This window comes from Paraburkholderia panacisoli (assembly GCF_008369935.1).
Lineage (GTDB): Bacteria > Pseudomonadota > Gammaproteobacteria > Burkholderiales > Burkholderiaceae > Paraburkholderia > Paraburkholderia panacisoli.
The window spans coordinates 179,719-197,914 of sequence record NZ_VTUZ01000008.1; the positions used below are offsets into that span (position 1 = coordinate 179,719).

Genomic DNA, 18,196 nt, shown 5'->3' on the forward strand with positions numbered 1-18,196 from the left:
GGCAAAAGCTAGTGCAATGCAGCAATTTTTCGGGTGTGGCGTGAGGTCGCAGCCGTTTCTCGTTATGGTGCGTTGCACCATAACAACGTCCCTTTTTTCGAATTCCGGGGTCGAATGGGTGATCGGTGATCAGGTCGAGGTAACCGCTTTCACCCTATGCCCATGCTTTGCTCGTGAATTGCGCTTCCCATGAGCCGGCGTCGCGGCTGGCGGCTGCGGCGCGGCCGGCGGCGTAGCGGCCGCGGAAGCAGCATCGGCCGCTGCCGCGTTGGCCATCGCGACACGGCTATCGACCAGGCTGGCCATGGCGGCCTGCTGGTTCTGCATCATCTGTTCGATGCGGTGCTGCTGGGCCGTGGTTTCCCGCGTCAGACGCATCAGCAGCAGGGTCTGCGTAATGCCGATCGCAACCGTGACCAGCAGCGCACCCACCACAATCGACAGCATCCATTTCATGCGGCGCGAATGATCCGTCGCGGCGCGGCGCTGATCGGCGATCACGCCATATAACGCGTCGACGGTATCGGCGAAGGCGGTTGCCCGTGCGCGATCGAGTTCCGGCGCGGCGCGCAGCGCGGCCGCAGCCGCTTCCGCGCGCTGGGCTTCTCGCCACGGCGCGGCGAACGCCGCGTTGGGGTTGGCGGCGGCTGTGGATGCCGACGTATTGGCCGACGCCTGCGCACCCGCCTTCAGCTCGGCTTGCTCGACCGACCCGGCAAACCCAGCGCCCGCTTGCGCCGAAGCGCCACCAGCATGCTTGTTCGCCGCGTCGCCTTCAGCAGCAGCCGCCTCCCGTGAAGCCGTCGCCGCCTTCGCGAACGTCGCGGCAAAGCGTTGCGGCGGCTTGCTGCCGCCAGTTGCCGCTGCATCCGCCGAATCGGCCTGCGCGCCCGGTTCGGCCGCCTGACGCAGCGCGGTCACGCTGCGTGCGACGGTTGCGGCCGCCATCGCAGGCGTGAGGGCCGCAGCCGAATCGCGCGTCGCGGCAGCCGGTTTTTCCTTCTCTTCCGCAGCCAATTGGGAGTCCGCCTCGGCGGCCACCTCGATCCCCGACTTCACCTCCGCCAAACCCAGTCCGCCAGCAGCGGCAGCCACAGGCGCCGGCACCTCGATCTCAAGCCCGCTTAATTCCGGATTCACCGGCGCCGGCTCATCTGCCCTGACGGCACGCGGTGCGCGGCGCGCGCCCTTCGCGTCGAGCGACATGCCGTCGCCGGCATCGATCGCGCCCACCGCCGCCAGCACCACATCGGGCAATTCGAAGCCATGCAGCGTGCCTTGCCGGATGTCGATGTCCATCGCTTCCAGCGTGGCGCGGGTGGGATCGTCGGGGAACAGGTCGAGCGTGCTGTCGTCGCGCGACGCACCGCTCAGTTGCGCGAGGCGTTGCGCCGAGCGCGCCGCGCGCGCCAGCTTGTTTTCGGTTTCCGTGGAGACGGTGGCCTGACGCCGCTTCTTCGAAGCGGCTCGGCGAGGCTGGGACTGTGTGGATGCTACGGAATCTGCCATAGAGAAAAAAGCGGTCGTCGCCGCAAGGCGGGCGCCGAGCTCCGCTCGTCAATGCCGTTGGAATTTTTCGAGACCGCATTGTCGCATGGTCGCCCACACCCGCCGAAGGCATCGCCGCGGATTTTCCCCTTTTTAAGACGACATCTCGCCCTGCCGGAACTGCTTGACGCCGTGCAGTTGACGCAAGCGCGCACAGATCGCCTCGTATTCCGTGTTCGACACGCGATGCAAGGTCAGCATGACTTCGTCGCACTCGGGCGAGTCGTCGCTTTGCTGCATCACGAATTGTTTGACGCGCGGACTCGCGGCGCCGAGTTCGTCGTGCAGCGAGTGAAACGTCACGCTGCCGCGCTCGACGGTCATCGTCAGCTGGCGCCGTTGCTTGACCGTGATGAAGCGCCGTTCGAGCGGCTTGATGCCGGCGAGGATGATCAGAATGATGATGGTCGCCGCGATCGACGCCGCGTACAGCCCGCCGCCGACCGCAAGGCCGATCGCGGCGACCGACCACAGGCTTGCCGCCGTGGTCAGCCCGCGCACGATCTCGCCGCGCAGCAGGATCGAGCCCGCGCCGAGAAAGCCGACGCCCGACACCACCTGAGCGGCCATCCGCGACGGTCGAGCACAACGTGTTCGCCGGTCAGCACTTCGGCGAAACCATAAACCGACACGATCATGATGAGTGCCGAGCCGACGCAGACCAGCCTGTGCGTGCGCAGCCCCGCCACCCACGAGAGCCGCTCGCGCTCGAAGCCGATAACGCTGCCGAGCGCCGCGGCCAGCACCAGTCGGGAGATGAGTTCGATATCCCCAGCATTGTTTTTTCCTCCTTGTCGGTAATGATTTGAAGGGCGTTCCGCACGTGTGCCGGCGTGTCGGCGGGGGCCGTTTGCTTTATGCTAAGCCGCACGCCGCCGAGCCGATTGCGTTGACAGTCGCAGCGCCCATGCCCATGCGAATGCCGATGCCGTCGGCGTGCAAACCAGTTAGCATCCGTTGCTTTCCAGCGCGTTGGCCCGCGGCTGCGCCGCTCCGTGCCGTGGAGTCACGCTACGGCGCAGACTTCGGACCGAGTCCGTGGACGCTTTGCCACTCCCGAGTTTGACCAACCTGACTATGCCAAGCATGAACCCTGCCGCCGCTTCGACGATCGCGCTTGCCACCGCATTGCGCGATCACTTCACGGGCGTCGTGCTGCCCATCTGGCGCGGCCCGGGCTTCAACACCGCGCTGAAGCTGCCCTACGAAGCGGTCAGCGCCGAGGACCACGCCCCGCTGCCCGCCGAGCGCTACCGGGCGATGGCCTGCGCGCGGCAACTGTTCGTGTTCGCGCAAGCCGGCGACACGGAGCATGCAAAGGTGTTGTTCGATTCACTCAGGCATACCTTTCAGGACACAATCCACGGCGGATGGTTCTACAGCGTGGACGCGCAAGGCGCGCCGCTCGACACCACCAAAGACCTGTACACGCATGCGTTCGTCGTGTTCGCGTGCGCGCAATACGCGCAGCGTTCCGGCGACCGCGATGCGCTGACGCTCGTGCACAACACGTCGGCGCTGATCCAGTCGAACTTCGCGGCCGACGGCGATCTGTTCAACGCCGCGCTCACGGCGGACTTCGGCAGTGTCACCGGCACGCCGGTCCAGAATCCACTGATGCATCTGACCGAGGCTTGGCTGGCCGCCTGCGAAGCCACGCGCGACAACGTGTTCGGCGCGGCATTGCGCCGTCTGGCCGGCGCGGTCGCGCATCACTTCGTGCATGCGCCGACCGGCTGCATCGCCGAATTGCCGATTGGCACGAGCGACAATCGCCTGGAACCGGGGCACCAGTTCGAGTGGTTCTGGCTGGTCAGGCAGGCGGGCGGTCTGTTCGAAGGCACGGGCCTGAAAGAAGCGATGACGCGCGCGTTTGCCTTTGCGCAGCGGCACGGCGTGGACCAGGAAAGCGGCGGCGTTTGCGCATCGCTCGACGAAACCGGCGCGATCAAGGACGCCACGCAGCGGATCTGGGCACAAACGGAATATCTGCGCGCATTGGCCTGTCAGGACGACCCGGCCGCGCGCGCGGCGGTGCCCCGGCAAATCGAACTGTTCCAGCAACGCTTTCTGCATCCGCAAGGCTGGTTCGAGTGCAAGACGCCGACCGGCGAGGTGGTGCGCGCCGACATGCCGTCCACCACCCCTTATCACCTCGCCACCGCCTACGCCGCGTTGCCGGCTTGAGCGGCTGCGCGCCGTTACGCGGCGCGCAGCGCGACTGTCCGCGATCGCCTGTCCCGGCCATGACCAGGAAACTCGCCGAACCATGGTATCAAGCACCGCCTGCGGAAGAAATCTGCCCGCTATGCGGCCGGCCGATTCCGCCGAGCCAGCGCGACCTGCACCACTGGGTGCCGAAAACGAAAGGCGGTAAGGACGTCGCGGCGTTGCACCGCATCTGCCACCGCCAGCTCCACGCGCTGTTTTCGGAAAACGAACTGGCACAGCGCTATTCGACGGTCCAGGCGCTGCTGACCGACGAGGCGGTCCGCACCTTCGTGCGCTGGGTTCGCACCAAGCCGAATGATTTTTACGAGCGAACCCGCCGCAGCGCGAGGAAAGGCTGAGCGCCGAATGTCCAGAAAATGGTAAGCAACGGAACCGATCGCGAGGCCCGCAGAACGCCGCCGACGGTCTCACAAACCCGAGCCGGCATCAAAGCCGACACCCGGTCGATCAATATGCTTCGCGCTGCCAGGGTCCCCAACCGGCGTCGGAAGATTTGGAACGCATATAAGTTGCGCTTTGTCCGGTGGGAATGTCCGATGTATCGCCGTGCGGCTTCCGATCGGTCGTATGAAGGGCGAAAGCCTGACGGTCTTCGGTATCGACGGTAATTCGGCCGACCGGGTCCGGGGCGCCCTCCTGAGGGGATTTAGACTCCAATATCGCGAGATAGGGGGTCAAACGACTCCAGAACGACGTAAGTTCTTCTTGCAGATAATGTGTCAATGTTTTTCCTGGAAAAGTAATACACGCAGTTTACCCTACCGGCCGGACCGCTCTTCCAAATGCTTCCAAATGCTTTCGGAGGGCTCAAAAAGGCCGAAACCTGGGAATACCCGGATACGGCTTGGTTGGCGTCCGTCATTAAGACGTGATACAACTCTCCCTTCGCGCTCGATCTCGAGTTGAGAAATAGCGGTCGCGAATGCAATACACAACATTTACTGGATCAAAAATGGCAACAGGTACTGTGAAGTGGTTTAACGATGCAAAGGGCTTTGGCTTCATCACGCCGGACGACGGCGGCGAAGACCTGTTCGCACACTTTTCGGAAGTTCAAGGCAGCGGCTTCAAGTCCCTGCAGGAAAACCAGAAGGTGTCGTTCGAAGTTAAGCAAGGCCCGAAGGGCAAGCAGGCTGCAAACATCCAGCCGGCCTAAGTACCCAAGGTACTTTGAGGCACCCTTAGGCGCTTGCGTCTAATGCAAAATGGCCCGCTTTCGCGGGCCATTTTCTTTGGCAAGATGCCTTGCTTTTGAGCGCCTGCCTAGTTTAAATCGCGCGCATTCCGGATGAGCCGAATTCCATAATAGGGGCGCGCATTTCATCGAGTTGTTGCGTGCGCAACACAGTTTCAGAAATTTCGAACACGGAAACCGCCTGTTTCAATTGCTGCGTCTGTTGATGCAGCGAGGCCGCCGCCGCCGCGGCCTGTTCGACGAGCGCTGCATTCTGCTGCGTCATCTCATCCATCTGCACCACCGCCTGGTTGACCTGCTCGATGCCCGTGCTCTGCTCGAGCGACGACGCGCTGATTTCCGCCATCATCTGCGTGACGCGCGAAATGGAGGCGGACACGTTGCTCATTGCTTCGCCAGCATGCTCGACCAGCGTCGAGCCGCCCTGAATCTCCGCGACCGATTCGCTGATCAAGGTCTTGATTTCCTTCGCCGACTGCGCGCTGCGCTGCGCGAGGCCGCGCACTTCGCCCGCCACCACCGCGAAGCCACGACCCTGTTCGCCCGCGCGCGCCGCCTCGACGGCCGCGTTCAGCGCAAGGATGTTGGTCTGGAACGCAATGCCGTCGATCACCGAAATGATCTCGGCGATCTTGTCCGAGCTTTGCGCAATGCCGCGCATCTTGTCGACCACCTCGTTGACCACTTCGCTGCCGCGCGACGTCGCTTCGAGCGCGGTCTCTGCAAGCGCGCTGGCCTGGCGGGCGTGATCGGCGTTCTGGCGCACGGTCGCCGTCAGCTCCTCCATGCTCGACGCGGTTTCTTCGAGCGACGCCGCCTGGTTTTCGGTACGCGCCGACAGATCGGCGTTGCCGGTGGCGATTTCATCAGCGCCGAGGTGGATCGAGTCGGCGGATTCGCGCACGCTCTGCACGGTGCGCGCGACGCTCGCCTGCATTTTCGCGAGGCCCGAGTACAGCCGGCCGATCTCGTTGGTGCCGCGCACGGCGATCGGCTGATCGAGGCGTCCTTGCGCGATCCGGTCGAAGTGACGGCCCGCTTCCTCCAGCGGCGCCACCACGCCCCGGCGCAACGCCGCGTGGACCGCGAGCGTGCCGCCCACCAGCGCCAGCAGGATCACGACGCTGACGACGCGAAACGTCGCCATGCGGGCGTCGATCGAATCGAGCGACGCGCGGCTCGCGGCGGCGCCGAATTGCACGAAGTTGTGCGACTCGCCGAGATAGGCGTCCTGGAGCGACTGGGTCGGCTGATCGAGGAAGGCCTGGAGGTTGTTCGAGTCGAGAAACTGCACGAGTTCGGCGAGCGCGTCGTGCAGCTTTTTATAGCGCTCCGCAAGCGCCGTGGCGCGCGCGCTGTTTTCGTCACTGGTCTTCTGCGCGCTCATGAACGCGGCGAACGATTGATCGGCGGCCGTCAGCTGCTCGCGCGCGTGCTGCACGATGTCCGTCGGCTCCGCGCCGCCCCGCACCATGCGCGTGCCGGCGCGCGACAGGTTGATGCGCGCGTCCATCAACCGCTGGGTTGTTTCGTTGACCGCGTCCACCTGTTGCAAAGCAATGTTCGTCAGATCGCCCACGTCGTCATGGGTGCGGGTGAGCGACCAGAAGCCGAGACCCACCGTGACGAGCTGGAAGACGCAGAACGCGGCCAGAACACATAACAGGCCGGATGCGACCTTGATCTTGCTGAACATCGAGAACACCTAAAGCAAAGAATGACGGGAACTGCATAAGGGTTAACGGCAGGATCGTGCCTAGCTTGAGATCAATTTCATCAAAAATCGGCTTACGCGCGCTTTTCATCGGTCAACGTCATTATTGAGATCGTTTCGCGCAACAATGCGACGCACAATTTTCCGAATCACCTTGACGCGGCGCATCCACGCTTCCTAGAGTGGGTAGGGACTTCAACGCACACCGTGCGGATGCCACCGCGGGCCTTGCCCGAAGGAATCACGATGACCGACCTTCTCGACCGGGCGCGCGGCGCACTGCATGCCCAGCCGTTCAGCATGCTGCTAGGCGCAGAGTTGATGCACACGGGCACCAGCGAGCTCACCTTGAGCCTGCCGATCCGCGACGAGCTGCGGCAGCAGCATGGCTTCGTGCATGGCGGCGTGCTCAGCTATCTGGCCGACAATGCGCTGACGTTCGCGGGCGCGCTGTCGCTCGGGCCGAAAGTCGTGACCGGCGAATACAAGATCAACTATCTGCGCCCGGTGATGAACGGCACGCTGATTGCCCGCGCGAAGGTCGTCTACGCGGGGCGGCACCAGGCGACCTGCCAATGCAACATCTATGTGATGGAAGGCAATCGCGAAAGACTCGTCGCGGTCGCGCAAGGCACGGTCAACCGGATCGGCGAAAACGGCGAGCACGAACCGGCGAGTTGACGACACCGCTGCCACTTCCAGGTAGATCACGCCGATATCGGCACGGTCGGCGTGGGCTGCACTTTCAGCACCGAAAAGCTGGGGATTGCGTGCGCCGCCATCCGCCACGCGCCGGCTGCGCATGCTGGCTGGCGCAGGTCGCGTGCGCGCACTGTGGACCGGCTGCTTCCCTTGCTTCATGAGGAAAGGCCTCGACGCAGAATCGAACAGGCTCAGCGGCGAGCTGGCCAATCTCTGCGCGCAAGGTTTACAGTCCACCGCGCCATCAATCTCTCGACACCCCAAGGAACCACATGGACGAACTCGCTCTCGCCGCCGACGCGGACCGGCGCGCGCACGCTTACCTTGCCGGCATCGGCACACGCCGGGTGTTTCCGGACGCGCCCGCGCTCGCGCAACTCGCGGCCTTCGACGAAGCGTTGCCGCTGCACGGCCACGCCCCCGCCGACGTGCTGCGCCTGCTCGACGAAAGCGGCTCGCCGGCAACCGTGGCGTCGAACGATCCGCGCTATTACGGCTTCGTGATCGGCGCGGTGCTGCCGGCGGCCGCGGCGGCCGAACGCCTGATGGGTGCCTGGGACCAGTGCGCATCGACCTTCGACAACTCGCCGGTCGCCGCGACCCTCGAGAAGATCGCGGCGCGCTGGGTGCTCGACGCGCTCGATCTGCCGCGTGAAGCGGCGATCGGCTTCGGCACCAGCGCGACGGCTTGCACGCTCGTCTGCATTGCGGCGGCCCGGCGCGCGCTGCTGGAACGCAAGGGTTGGGATTTCGACAACGACGGTCTGGACGGCGCGCCGCCGGTGCGCGTCGTCATCTCCGAAATGGCGCACATCACGGTGAAGAAGGCGTTGCGTGTGCTCGGCTTCGGCATGAAGCGCGTGATCGCCGCGCCCGTTGACGAGCATGGCCGCATCGATCCCGCCCAATTGCCGCCCCTCGACGACATGACGATCTTCTGCGTGCAGGCGGGCGAAGTGAACACCGGCGAATTCGATCCCTTCGCCGCATTGATTCCGCGCGCCCAAGCGGCAGGCGCATGGGTCCACGTGGATGGTGCGTTCGGCCTGTGGGCGCGGGCGTCGTCGAAACGGGCGCTGACGGAGGGCATCGACGGCGCCGACAGCTGGACCACCGACGGCCACAAATGGCTCAACACGCCATATGACGGCGCCATGGCAATCTGCCGCGACGCGCGGTCGGTGTCGGCGGCAATGAACAGCGACGCGGTCTACTTGAGCGGCGCACACGACGCGCAGAAGAATCTGACCCTGGAGTTTTCGCGCCGTCCGCGCGGCATTCCGATCTGGGCAGCGTTGCGTTCGCTAGGGCGCAGCGGCGTGCAGCAGATGGTCGACCGGCATTGCGCGCAGGCGTCGCGAATTGCCGATGGCTTGCGTGCCGCAGGTTTCGAAGTGCTGAATCGCGTCGTGCTGAATCAGGTGCTGGTGCGCGCCAGAACCGATGCGCAGACCGTCGCGGTTCGTGAAGCGGCCCAGGCATCCGGCGAAACGTGGTTCGGCGGCACGGTCTGGCAAGGACGGCCCGCGTTTCGCATCAGCGTGTCGTCGTGGCGCACGCAAGACGAGCACGTTGACCGACTCGTCGAACTGCTTGCGCGGCTGCTTGCGCAACAGCGCGTCTGAAAGATCGCAGCACCGGAAACAACAAGGCCGTTCCCGCCTCGCGCGGGAACGGCCTTTCACATCGGCAACGCAGTTTACGAAGCGCGAGAGCGACTCCACTGCGTGACTGCGCTGCGTTACTCCGCCGCGTACGTCTTCTGCGTCTGCTCGCCGAGACCTTCGATACCGAGGCGAACCGTCTGACCCGGCTTCAGGAACACCGGATTCGGCTTCACGCCCATGCCGACGCCCGGCGGCGTGCCGGTGGAGATCACGTCGCCCGGTTGCAGGCTCATGCACTGCGACACATACGAAACCAGTTTCGCAACGCCGAACACCATCGTCTTCGTGTTGCCGTTCTGGTAGCGATGGCCGTCCACTTCGAGCCACAGGTTCAGGTTCTGCGGATCGGCGACTTCATCGCGCGTGACGACCCACGGGCCGATCGGGCCGAAGGTGTCGAAGCCCTTGCCCTTGTCCCAGGTGCCGCCGCGTTCGATCTGCCATTCGCGTTCCGACACGTCGTTGATCACGCAGTAACCGGCGACATAGTCGAGCGCGTTGGCTTCGTCGATATATTTCGCCGGCTTGCCGATCACCACGCCCAGTTCGACTTCCCAATCGGTCTTCTTCGAGCCGCGCGGAATTTCGACGTCGTCGTTCGGGCCGCAAATGGCGCTCGTCCACTTGTTGAAGATGACAGGCTCGGCCGGCACCGGCAGGTTCGACTCCGCCGCGTGGTCCGCGTAATTCAGCCCGATGCAGATGAACTTGCCGATCTTGCCGACACACGGGCCCATGCGCGGATTGCCTTCGACCAGCGGCAGCGACGTCGGATCGAGCGCGCGCAGTTTGGCGAGACCTTCGTCGGTCAGCGCGGCGCCGTCAATATCGCCGATCACCTTCGACAGATCGCGAATCTTGCCTTGCGCGTCGAGCATGCCCGGCTTTTCCTGGCCTTTCGGCCCATAACGAAGCAGTTTCATCGTTGTACTTCCCTTTACGTTCAGTAATGTTCGGTTCGCAAATCGGTGCGCGTCAGTTCGACCAGCCGCCGTCGATCACATGCGCCTGGCCCGTGGTGAACGACGATTCGTCGGACGCGAGATACAGCGCCAACGCCGCGATCTCCTCGGGCTTGCCGACGCGGCCCATCGGCTGACGCGCAACGAACGCTGCTTGCACGGCGTCCAGCGTCGCGCCTTGTGCCTGGGCCTGCGCGGCGATCCGCTGTTCGAGCGACGGCGACGAGACCGTGCCCGGGCAGATCGCGTTACAGCGTACACCACGCGTGACGAAGTCGGCGGCAACGGCCTTGGTCAGCCCGATCACCGCAGCCTTCGAAGCGCCATAGGCAAAGCGGTTCGGCACGCCCTTCACGCTCGACGCCGCCGACGACATATTGATGATCGAGCCGCCGCCCTTCTCCAGCATCGCCGGCAGGAACGCGCGGATCATACGGTACATCGCCTTCGCGTTCAGGTCGAACGCAAAGTCCCAATCCTCTTCGCTGCATTCGAGAATCGAGCCGGCATGCACGAAGCCCGCGCAGTTGAACAGCACATCGATCGCGCCGATCTCCGCGGCCAGCGCCTGGATCGCAGCGTTGTCGCACACGTCGAGCTTGCGCGCGTCGACCGGCTTGCCGGCCAGTCCGTCGATGCGGATGTCCGTGGCGATCACGCGCGCGCCTTCGCGTGCAAAGAGTTCCGCGGTGGCGAGACCGATGCCTTGTCCTGCCGCGGTGATCAGGGCCGTTTTGCCGGCCAGTCTTTGTGTCATCTACGACTCCATTTGAATGGGCTGCTTGTAGGCTGCTTATAGGCTGCTTGTGGCCTGCTGACTCTTCCAGAAATCAAAGGCGGTAAAACGCGGCGGCGTTGTCGCCGAAAACCGCGTCGCGCTCGGCGTCGCTCAACGACGCCAGCAAGGTGGTCGCCACCGAATGCCAGAGCAGATAGTCGCCGTTCAGATCGAGCACGGGCCAGTCGCTGCCCCACATCAGGCGCGCCGGACCGAACGACGTCAGCAGATGGTCGACATAGGGCCGCAACGTATCCTCGGTCCAGCCAGGCGATGCTTCGGTGGCGAGGCCCGACAGCTTGCAATGCACTTGCGGCAGAGCGGCCATGCGCGTGATCGCATCGAGCCAGGTCTGGTAGCCCGCGCCGCCGTCACGGATCGGCGGCTTCGCGCCGTGATCGACGACGATGCGCAGTGTGGGAAAACGCGTGGCGAAGGTTTCGAAATGCTCGACGTGCCGCGTGTATATCAACGCGTCGAACGCGAGGTCGTGCGCGATCAGCGCTTCGATAGCCGGTGCGAGATCGGGGTTCGCGATCCAGGCATCGTCCGGCAGATCCTGGAGCATCGGCCGCACGCCCTTGAACTTCGGCTCGCGCGCGAGCGCCTCGATCACGGTGGGCGCCGTGGGCAACAGCAAGGGCACCCAACCGACCACGCCCGCTATCGACGGTTCATGGCGCGCGAGGTCCAGCAGGTAACGCGTTTCGTCGAGGGTGGGCGCGGCCTGCACGACCACCGTCCGCTCGATGCCCGCTGTCTCGCGCAACGGCTTGAGATCCGCCGGGCCGAACGGCCGATAGAGGATTTTCAGTTTCGGCGTGAGCCACTCGTAGTCGCCTCGCGCGGGGTCCCAGTAGTGCTGGTGGGCGTCGATGAACATCGTCGAATCAATCCTCTGGCGCGGGCGCGCGCGCGTCGAGCAGGCCTTCGTCACGCAACGCGGACCACAGGTCCACGGGGATGGGCTGCCCGAACGACGCGACGTTCTCGCGCATTTCGTCGGCACTGCGCGCGCCGGTCAGCACGGTGGCGACCGCCGGATGCGCATACGGAAACTGCAATGCGGCGGCGGCCAGCGGCACGCCATGCGCGCGGCACACCGCTTCAAGACGCGCAACACGCTCGATCACTTCGGGCGGCGCGGCGCCGTAGTTGAATTTCAGATCGCCCTCGACGCCGCGCGCGAGAATGCCTGAGTTGAACGCGCCGCCTAACAGAATGCTGACGCCGCGCGCTTCGCAGGCCGGCAACAGGTCGTCGAGCGTGCTCTGTTCGAGGAGCGTATAACGGCCCGCGAGCAACGCGCAATCAATATCGAACTCGGCCATTGCGTCGAGAATGACCGCGCCTTCGTTGACGCCGAGGCCGACCGCCTTGATCGCGCCGGTCGAGCGCAAGCGGTCGAGCGCGCGGAAACCGCCGCCTTCGGTCAGCTGCCGCCAGTAGTGGGGATGCTGGTCGCCGTGCGTGAGACGGCCAATGTCGTGTACCAGCAGAATGTCGATTTCGACGAGGCCCATGCGCTGCTGACTGTCTTCGAACGAGCGGATGATGCCGTCGTGCGAGTAGTCGTAGATCGCTTCGAAGGGCAGCGGGTTTTGCCAGCCTTCGCTGTTGTCGAACGGCGTGGTGCGCGGCACGAAGCGGCGCCCAACCTTGGTGGACAGCACATAGTCGCCACGCGGATAGCGGCGCAATGCGTCGCCCAGACGATGCTCGGCTTTTGTGTTGCCGTAGTGCGGCGCGGTGTCGAAGTAGCGCACGCCGGCGTCCCACGCGGCGGCGACGGTCGCAAAAGCCTCTTCATCGGACAGATCGCGGTACAGGCCGCCCAACGGCGCCGTGCCGAGACCCAATCCGCTCACCTGCAAAGCGCTGCGGCCAATGCTGCGCCGCTGGCCGATCTTCGAAACGATCGTTGCCGTCATTGAGTGCGTCTCCTTTGTCGATTGGAGTTGGCGCTTTAGCGCTTACTCCAATCCCATTTGTGTTTTTACCATGCGCGGCCGGGACTTGCCCACCGCGTCCATAGCCTGCTGAAAACGAGCGCGCACCCTGCGCCCGATGCAACTCACTGCGGCTCGATCGCGAAAACGCGTGCCGCCTGCGCGCCGCTCGACGGCAAGCACGCGGGCCCAACCGGCTCGAACGTCTTGTAAGTCAGAATGAATTCCTGATGCCCGAGCGTTTCCGATTTGGACGCCGTGCCGCGCGACACCGCCACCGTTTGCTCGAACACTTCGCGGCCCACTTCGTCGAGCGTGCCACGGCCTTCGAGAATCCGGCCGGCGTCGACATCCATGTCGCCGGCGAGGTTGCGGTACGTGGCCGGATTCGCGCACACCTTGATGACCGGCGAGATCGCCGAGCCGACCACCGAGCCGCGTCCGGTCGTGAACAGGATCAAGTGCGCGCCGCACGCGATCAGCTCGCCGATCTCCGCGTTGTCGCTGATGTTCGGAAAGCCGAAGCGCGGTTCGCCGTCCGGCACCACGTCGAGCAGATAGAGGCCACCGGTCGGCGGAACGTCACCGGGTTTGATGATGCCGACGATCGGCGACGCGCCGCTCTTCGCATACGCGCCCAGCGATTTCTCTTCCTGCGTGGTGAGGCCGCCGTCCGCGTTGCCGACCGCAAAGCTGCCGTGTCCGAGGATCGAGTAATAGCGCGCAGCCTTCGCGACGCACGCAACGATCTCATCGCCGAGTTCCGGCCGCGCCGCGCGTGTCTTCATATGGAATTCGCAGCCCACCAGTTCGCCGGTTTCCTCGAAGATGCATGTCGCGCCCGCGTCGATCAGATGATCGAACGCGCGGCCCACGGCCGGGTTCGCGGTGATGCCGCTGGTGCCGTCCGAGCCGCCGCAAACCGTGCCGATCACCAGTTCGCTCAGCGCCATCGGCACTTTGCGCTGCGCGGCGAGTTGTGCGCGCGCGCCGCGAATCCAGTCGACGCCGTATTGAATCGTGCTGCGCGTGCCGCCCTTTTCCTGGATCGTCAGCACTTCGACGGGACGGCCGCTCGCGCGCACCACGTCCACCAGATAGTGCTTGTTCATGCTCTCGCAGCCGAGCGACACGAACAGCACCGCGCCCACGTTCGGATGCGTGGTGAGCCGCTCCAGCATTTTTTCCGCATAGCCGTTCGGATAGCAGCCGGGAAAGCCGATCAGATGCACCGGCGGCTCGCGTTCGGCCAACGGGTCGTCGAATGCGTCGAGCGGCTCGCGAAACTGCCCGACGATCTCGCGCGCCACGTGATGCGCACACTCGACCAGATAGGCCACTGCGACCACATTGCGGATGCCCTTGCGGCCGTCGCTGCGCAGATACCCTTGCAGCATCGGCTGCCGCGCGGCGGTTGCTACGGATGTGTCAGTCATGATCGTTCCAGCGCGGCACGAGGCCGCGTGATTGTGCGCGTGTCAGTGGTGGACGAACTCGTGACCCGCGTCGTGCGTATAGGTCGGCAAGTAGTCGCTTTCGAGGTTGTGCGTATGCAGATGCGCGCCGCGCGCGACCGCTGCGGTCACGTGGCCGATCACCGCGCCGTAGCGCAGCACCTTGTCGTCTTTCGCGAGTTCGTGACGCGCCACCTTGTGACCGAGGTCGATGGTTTTGGTCAGCGTCACGCGCTCGCCTTCGATCTCGACCTGCGTGCCCGCATCGAGCCGCGCCGCCGCGATCAGGCAGTTGTCGGCGGGACTGAGCAGGATCAGGCGCGGGTCGGTTTGCAATGGACGGCTGGTCAAGTGAGGTCTCCGTGATGCGTGGACATTAGTTCTGGCCTTCGCCGCTCGCGAGGCGCGCGACCATCAGCGAGCCGAGAATGATCGCGCCGTAGATCGCCTGAATCCAGAACGACGGCACCTGGGCGAGCGTCAGCAGGTTCTGCACGACGCCGAGCAGCAGCACGCCGGAGAGCGCGCCGAGCATCGTGCCCTTGCCGCCGTCGAGCGAGATGCCGCCGATCACTGCGGCCGCGAACACCGTGAAGATCATGCCGTTGCCCTGATTCGCGTTGATCGCGCCGACATAGCCGGTCACGATCAGTCCGCCCAGCGACGCCAGCATGCTGCCGAGCACGAACACGCCCCACGTGATGCGCTCGACGCGAATCCCGGCCGCGCGCGCCGCTTCCGGATTGCCGCCGATCGCATACAGCGCGCGGCCCAGGCGGTGATAGCGCAGCACGAAGGCGGCGATCGCGAACGCCGCCGCCGCGAGCCATACCGACAAGGGCAAGCCGAACACGATGGTGGTGGCGAGCGTGAAGAACGACGGCGGCATGTCGAACAGCGTGCCGCCCTTGGTCGCGCCGACCAGCATGCCGCGCAGCACGATCAGCATGGCAAGCGTGACGATGAACGCGTTCAGCCGCAAACGCACCACGAGAAAGCCGTTGATAAAGCCGATCAGCGCGCCCACCGCCACGATGGCGACCAGCCCGACCGCCGCCGGCCATTGCATGCCGAAGCCCGCGGAGGCCGCCGGCATCACCAGCATCGCGCCCACGGCGGGCGCGATGCCGACTGTGGATTCGAGCGACAAATCGAACTTGCCGGTCAGCACGATCAGCGATTCCGCGAGCACGACCAGCGCGAGCGCCGCCGATGCGCCGAGCACGCTGATCAGATTGGCCCGCGTCAGAAAGCTCGGGCTGACGAACGCGCCGATCACGATCAGCAGGGCCAGCGCGGGCAGCAAGGCCAGATCGCGCAGGCGGGCGAGTTCGGAGCGGGCGCGCTTGCCACGTGGCGCCGGTGCGGCGGCGTGCGGTTGCGCTTGGCCTTGCGCCGCGCTGAATGCGGGGCTGGGCACACTATTCTTCATGAAGACTGACTCCTTCAACGGATGCGATCAGGTCGTGGTCCTGCCAACCCGCCGGAAATTCGGCCGCGACACGGCCACGAAACATGACCAGCACGCGGTCACAGGTGCGCAGATCGTCGAGTTCGCCGGACACGACCAGCACGGCCTTGCCCTCTTCGCGCACGCGATCCACGACGGAGAGCAACGCTTCTTTCGATTTCACGTCGACGCCCGCGGTGGGGTCGATCAGCACGAGCACGTTGGGGTCGGTGGCCAGCGCGCGCGCCATCACGACCTTCTGCTGATTGCCGCCAGACAGTCCCGAGACGACGTGCTCCGGACCTTGCGCGACGATGCCGAGCGCGTCGATCATCTTCTGGCCGAACGCGCGCTTCTTCGCGGGCGGCGCGATGCCGAACTTGCCGAGCAGACGCGCGATCGTCATCGACGCGTTCTCCGCGACCGATTGCGTCAGTACGAGCCCTTCGTGATGCCGGTCCTTCGGCACGCAGCCGATGCCGTGCGCCAGTGCCGCAGGCACGTCGCCGGGCGGCAACGCGACGCCGTCGACACTGACCGCGCCGCGTTTCGCAGCGCGCAAACCGGCGATCGCTTCGGCGACGCTGGTGCGGCCGCTGCTCGTCGCACCCGTCAAGCCGACGACTTCGCCGCGCCTGACGGTGAACGACACGCCTTCGTAATCGGCGCCGGCCAGGTTGTCGACTTGCAGTGCAATCGCGGTATCGGCGGGCAACGCGTCGCGCGCAGCCGCGTCGGCGACGGCGAGGCCGCCGCGTTCGCCGGTCATCGCTTCGATCAGCTGCTCGCGCGGCAGCGCGGACACCGGCGCGCTGACGATATGCCGCGCGTCGCGCAGCACCGTCACCGTCTGGCAAATCTCGTAGACCTCCTGAAGATGATGCGAGATGAACAGGAAGGTCACGCCTTCGCGCTGCAGCTCGCTGATGCGCCGGAACAGGCGCTTGATCTCATCGCCGTCGAGTTGCGCGGTCGGCTCGTCGAGGATGATGAAGCGCGCGCCGTACGACAGCGCCCGCGCGATCTCCACCAGTTGCCGCGCTTCCACCGTCAGATCGCCGGCGCGCGCGTCCTCGCGCACGTCGATCTTCCAGTGGTCGAGCAACGCGCGGGCGTCGCGGCGCATCGCCTGCCAATCGATCATGCCGCCGCGCACCGGCTGCCGGTTGATGAACAGATTCTCCGCGACGCTCAACTCGCGGATGATCGTCGAGTGCTGATACACGCAGGCGACGCGCTCGCGCCACCCGTCGCGGTCCGCGATCGACGGTGCGGGTACGCCGCCGAAGCGCACCTCGCCGGTATCGGGCTTGCGCAGGCCGGTGAGAATCGACACCAGCGTCGACTTGCCCGCGCCGTTGCGCCCGACGAGCGCATGCGACTCGCCGGGCATCACGCGGATGCTCACGTCTTTCAGCGCGGGCGTCGAGCCGAAGCGTTTGGTGACTTCAAACGCTTCCACGACCGGCGGCACGGATGACGTCGGCTCGCTCATTTGACCGTGTTGCCCCACAACGCTTTGTCATCGACGTTCGACTTCGTCACGAGCGGCGCAGGCAGCTGGTCTTCGAGCACCCCGGGTGCGAGCTGGATGATGTTGCTGCCGTGATCGGTCGGGCCCGGCTTGAAGGTTTGCCCGGCCAACGCGGCCTTGATGTAGAACAGGCCGTATTTCGCGTACGAATCGGCGGGCTGCGACACGGTTGCGTCGATGTCGCCACGGCGGATCGCGTCGAACTCCTGAGGAATGCCGTCGTTACTCACGATCACGACATGCTTCGCATCGCCGGCGGGAAACAGCATCTGCTTGCGCCGCAAGGTTTGCAGCGTCGGTGAAAGATACACGCCGCCCGCCTGCATGTAGATCGCTTTCACGTCGGGATTCGCAGTCAGCAGGCTATCGAGCGCGGTGGCCGCCACGTCACCCTTCCAGCTCGCCGGAATTTCCAGCAGCGACAACCCCGGATAGCCCTTCAGACACGCGCGGAACGCCTCTGACCGGTCGCGTCCGTTCACCGATGCCAGATCGCCCATGATCTGCACGACCTTGCCCGACTTCACGTGTTCGCCGATGTATTTGCACGCCTTGTCGCCGTAAGCGCGGTTGTCGGCGCGCACGACCATCGCGACCTTGCCTTGCGTCGGCGCGACATCCACGGCGACCACCGGCACGTTCTTGGCCGCGGCGGCGTCGAGCGCGCGGCTGATCGCCGCCGAATCCAGCGGCCCGACCACGATGCCCTTCGAACCGAGGTTCAGCAGGTTGTTCATGTCGGTGATCTGCTGGACCGGATCGCCGTTCGAATTGACCGGCGCGAGGATGTCGAGGCTCATGTCCTTCGCATACGTCGGCAGGTAGTTGTTGTACGACTGCCAGAACGGCGAGGTGAGCAGCGGCAGATCGAGGCCGATCTTGCCGGCGTCGGCGGCTTGCGCGGCGCCGCTCACGGCAACGCCCGCGACACATGCAGCGGCCGCGACAGTGAACAGGGAACGACGGAACAGACGGTGGGCCGGGTACGGCCGATTGACGAACGACATGGGG

The 18,196-nt window shown here is 65.1% G+C and carries 16 protein-coding genes and 1 pseudogene; 5 read left to right on the forward strand and 12 right to left on the reverse strand.

All coding sequences use genetic code 11. The features are described 5' to 3' along the window. Positions 1-129: 129 nt before the first annotated feature. Together FVF58_RS14500 and FVF58_RS14505 are read right to left on the reverse strand one after the other, a co-directional pair. Entirely contained in the window at positions 130-1,509 is a 1,380-nt protein-coding gene (locus FVF58_RS14500; protein ID WP_149670600.1) for a hypothetical protein, read from the reverse strand. Between the two features lie 132 nt (positions 1,510-1,641). After that, positions 1,642-2,315, reverse strand: a pseudogene (locus FVF58_RS14505) (MgtC/SapB family protein). Positions 2,316-2,625: 310 nt separating this feature from the next. Here FVF58_RS14505 and FVF58_RS14510 point away from each other — a divergent pair. The 3 genes from FVF58_RS14510 to FVF58_RS14525 all read left to right on the forward strand — a co-directional run bounded on the left by FVF58_RS14510 (position 2,626) and on the right by FVF58_RS14525 (position 4,936). Further along, positions 2,626-3,735: an AGE family epimerase/isomerase gene (locus FVF58_RS14510; protein WP_149670601.1), complete on the forward strand. Its 1,110-nt coding sequence runs from the start codon at positions 2,626-2,628 to the stop codon at positions 3,733-3,735. 59 nt (positions 3,736-3,794) lie between these two features. After that, positions 3,795-4,118: an HNH endonuclease gene (locus FVF58_RS14515; protein ID WP_149670698.1), complete on the forward strand. Its 324-nt coding sequence runs from the start codon at positions 3,795-3,797 to the stop codon at positions 4,116-4,118. Positions 4,119-4,732: 614 nt separating this feature from the next. Then, entirely contained in the window at positions 4,733-4,936 is a 204-nt protein-coding gene (locus tag FVF58_RS14525; RefSeq protein WP_102632542.1) for a cold-shock protein, read from the forward strand. 112 nt (positions 4,937-5,048) lie between these two features. Here the strand turns inward: FVF58_RS14525 and FVF58_RS14530 are convergent, their stop codons facing one another. Next, the gene (locus FVF58_RS14530) at positions 5,049-6,671 is read right to left on the reverse strand and encodes a methyl-accepting chemotaxis protein (RefSeq protein ID WP_149670603.1); all 1,623 of its coding nucleotides are present in this window, start codon (positions 6,669-6,671) and stop codon (positions 5,049-5,051) included. A 264-nt stretch (positions 6,672-6,935) separates the two neighbouring features. Between FVF58_RS14530 and FVF58_RS14535 the strand changes: the two genes are divergently transcribed. Both FVF58_RS14535 and FVF58_RS14540 read left to right on the forward strand, forming a co-directional pair. Further along, positions 6,936-7,370, forward strand: a complete 435-nt coding sequence (locus FVF58_RS14535) for a PaaI family thioesterase (RefSeq protein ID WP_149670604.1) — start codon at positions 6,936-6,938, stop codon at positions 7,368-7,370. 293 nt (positions 7,371-7,663) lie between these two features. Then, entirely contained in the window at positions 7,664-9,016 is a 1,353-nt protein-coding gene (locus FVF58_RS14540) for a pyridoxal phosphate-dependent decarboxylase family protein (RefSeq protein ID WP_149670605.1), read from the forward strand. Between the two features lie 116 nt (positions 9,017-9,132). On the opposite strand, the gene FVF58_RS14545 is transcribed toward FVF58_RS14540, so the two are convergent. The 9 genes from FVF58_RS14545 to FVF58_RS14585 all read right to left on the reverse strand — a co-directional run bounded on the left by FVF58_RS14545 (position 9,133) and on the right by FVF58_RS14585 (position 18,192). Next, a complete protein-coding gene (locus tag FVF58_RS14545; protein WP_149670606.1) occupies positions 9,133-9,981 on the reverse strand; it encodes an ureidoglycolate lyase in 849 nt (282 codons plus the stop codon). A 52-nt stretch (positions 9,982-10,033) separates the two neighbouring features. Further along, positions 10,034-10,777: an SDR family oxidoreductase gene (locus FVF58_RS14550; RefSeq protein ID WP_149670607.1), complete on the reverse strand. Its 744-nt coding sequence runs from the start codon at positions 10,775-10,777 to the stop codon at positions 10,034-10,036. 73 nt (positions 10,778-10,850) lie between these two features. Continuing rightward, positions 10,851-11,681: an amidohydrolase family protein gene (locus FVF58_RS14555; protein WP_149670608.1), complete on the reverse strand. Its 831-nt coding sequence runs from the start codon at positions 11,679-11,681 to the stop codon at positions 10,851-10,853. Between the two features lie 7 nt (positions 11,682-11,688). Next, complete coding sequence (locus FVF58_RS14560) at positions 11,689-12,729, reverse strand: aldo/keto reductase (protein ID WP_149670609.1); 1,041 nt, start codon at positions 12,727-12,729, stop codon at positions 11,689-11,691. 143 nt (positions 12,730-12,872) lie between these two features. Then, the gene (locus FVF58_RS14565) at positions 12,873-14,183 is read right to left on the reverse strand and encodes a UxaA family hydrolase (protein WP_149670610.1); all 1,311 of its coding nucleotides are present in this window, start codon (positions 14,181-14,183) and stop codon (positions 12,873-12,875) included. A gap of 42 nt (positions 14,184-14,225) precedes the next feature. Next, positions 14,226-14,552, reverse strand: coding sequence for a UxaA family hydrolase (locus tag FVF58_RS14570; protein WP_149670611.1), 327 nt, complete (start codon positions 14,550-14,552; stop codon positions 14,226-14,228). Between the two features lie 25 nt (positions 14,553-14,577). Continuing rightward, on the reverse strand, positions 14,578-15,633 hold the full coding sequence (locus tag FVF58_RS14575) for an ABC transporter permease (RefSeq protein ID WP_149670612.1): 1,056 nt from the start codon (positions 15,631-15,633) through the stop codon (positions 14,578-14,580). Further along, positions 15,623-17,146 carry a sugar ABC transporter ATP-binding protein gene (locus FVF58_RS14580; RefSeq protein WP_149670613.1) on the reverse strand — a complete coding sequence of 508 codons (1,524 nt, stop codon included), beginning with the start codon at positions 17,144-17,146 and terminating at the stop codon, positions 15,623-15,625. The genes FVF58_RS14575 and FVF58_RS14580 overlap by 11 nt, the downstream gene beginning before the upstream one ends. Then, entirely contained in the window at positions 17,143-18,192 is a 1,050-nt protein-coding gene (locus FVF58_RS14585; protein ID WP_246217055.1) for a sugar ABC transporter substrate-binding protein, read from the reverse strand. Before FVF58_RS14585 ends, FVF58_RS14580 begins: the two co-directional genes overlap by 4 nt. Positions 18,193-18,196 lie beyond the last annotated feature (4 nt).

Excerpts from the sequence above, each read along its gene's own strand:
- FVF58_RS14500 (WP_149670600.1), bottom strand. The coding sequence starts at position 1,509 with ATGGCAGATTCCGTAGCATCCACACAGTCCCAGCCTCGCCGAGCCGCT.
- FVF58_RS14510 (WP_149670601.1), top strand. The coding sequence starts at position 2,626 with ATGCCAAGCATGAACCCTGCCGCCGCTTCGACGATCGCGCTTGCCACC.
- FVF58_RS14515 (WP_149670698.1), top strand. The coding sequence starts at position 3,795 with ATGACCAGGAAACTCGCCGAACCATGGTATCAAGCACCGCCTGCGGAA.
- FVF58_RS14525 (WP_102632542.1), top strand. The coding sequence starts at position 4,733 with ATGGCAACAGGTACTGTGAAGTGGTTTAACGATGCAAAGGGCTTTGGC.
- FVF58_RS14530 (WP_149670603.1), bottom strand. The coding sequence starts at position 6,671 with ATGTTCAGCAAGATCAAGGTCGCATCCGGCCTGTTATGTGTTCTGGCC.
- FVF58_RS14535 (WP_149670604.1), top strand. The coding sequence starts at position 6,936 with ATGACCGACCTTCTCGACCGGGCGCGCGGCGCACTGCATGCCCAGCCG.
- FVF58_RS14540 (WP_149670605.1), top strand. The coding sequence starts at position 7,664 with ATGGACGAACTCGCTCTCGCCGCCGACGCGGACCGGCGCGCGCACGCT.
- FVF58_RS14545 (WP_149670606.1), bottom strand. The coding sequence starts at position 9,981 with ATGAAACTGCTTCGTTATGGGCCGAAAGGCCAGGAAAAGCCGGGCATG.
- FVF58_RS14550 (WP_149670607.1), bottom strand. The coding sequence starts at position 10,777 with ATGACACAAAGACTGGCCGGCAAAACGGCCCTGATCACCGCGGCAGGA.
- FVF58_RS14555 (WP_149670608.1), bottom strand. The coding sequence starts at position 11,681 with ATGTTCATCGACGCCCACCAGCACTACTGGGACCCCGCGCGAGGCGAC.
- FVF58_RS14560 (WP_149670609.1), bottom strand. The coding sequence starts at position 12,729 with ATGACGGCAACGATCGTTTCGAAGATCGGCCAGCGGCGCAGCATTGGC.
- FVF58_RS14565 (WP_149670610.1), bottom strand. The coding sequence starts at position 14,183 with ATGACTGACACATCCGTAGCAACCGCCGCGCGGCAGCCGATGCTGCAA.
- FVF58_RS14575 (WP_149670612.1), bottom strand. The coding sequence starts at position 15,633 with ATGAAGAATAGTGTGCCCAGCCCCGCATTCAGCGCGGCGCAAGGCCAA.
- FVF58_RS14580 (WP_149670613.1), bottom strand. The coding sequence starts at position 17,146 with ATGAGCGAGCCGACGTCATCCGTGCCGCCGGTCGTGGAAGCGTTTGAA.
- FVF58_RS14585 (WP_246217055.1), bottom strand. The coding sequence starts at position 18,192 with ATGTCGTTCGTCAATCGGCCGTACCCGGCCCACCGTCTGTTCCGTCGT.